The sequence below is a fragment of the Haloferax sp. KTX1 genome, from assembly GCF_902410085.1.
Lineage (GTDB): Archaea > Halobacteriota > Halobacteria > Halobacteriales > Haloferacaceae > Haloferax > Haloferax massiliensis.
Window position 1 is genome coordinate 1 of record NZ_CABPRH010000082.1, and the last position, 527, is coordinate 527.

Sequence of the window (527 nt, forward strand, 5' to 3'; positions counted from 1 at the left end):
TCCCCGACCGGGTGGTCCAGTGTCAGCGTGTATTCGATTGTCTCGCGCGTGGCGACGCATTTCCGGTACGCACCAGCGATCTTTCTACTATTTTTCTCCCCAAGTGCTTCAACTGGAGTCTTACCGATAAGCTCTGACTCTACGAGGCCAGTGAACTCAAGCACTCGTGAGTTGCATCGCCGGAATCGGAACCCGTCTTGTTCAACATCGACGAGGAGGAGTCCGTTTCGCGTGTTCTCGAAAACAGCGGCGTACTCTGCTGTGGTTTCCTCCAGTTGCTTTCTCGACTGATACTGCGTGACAGCGTTGCTTATTCGATTGGCTAGCAGCTCGTACTGCTCAGCTCCGGATTGTTTCTGCAAGTAATCAGTCGCACCGGTAGAAATGGCATCGCTTGCAATCTCTTCGCTTCCTCGACCGGTGAACATGATAAACGGGAGTTGCGGGTGTCGCTCACGGACCGCCTGCAAAAATTCAAGCCCGTCTGTCTCGGGCATCTCGAAGTCTGAAACGACACAGTCAGGAAG

Annotated in this window: 1 protein-coding gene; it reads right to left on the reverse strand. The window is 53.7% G+C overall.

Annotation, left to right across the window (positions count from 1 at the left end; all coding sequences use genetic code 11):
* Window positions 1-527, reverse strand: a 527-nt coding sequence (locus FY251_RS20875; protein WP_148416859.1) for a response regulator, incomplete at both ends; no start/stop codon positions are given.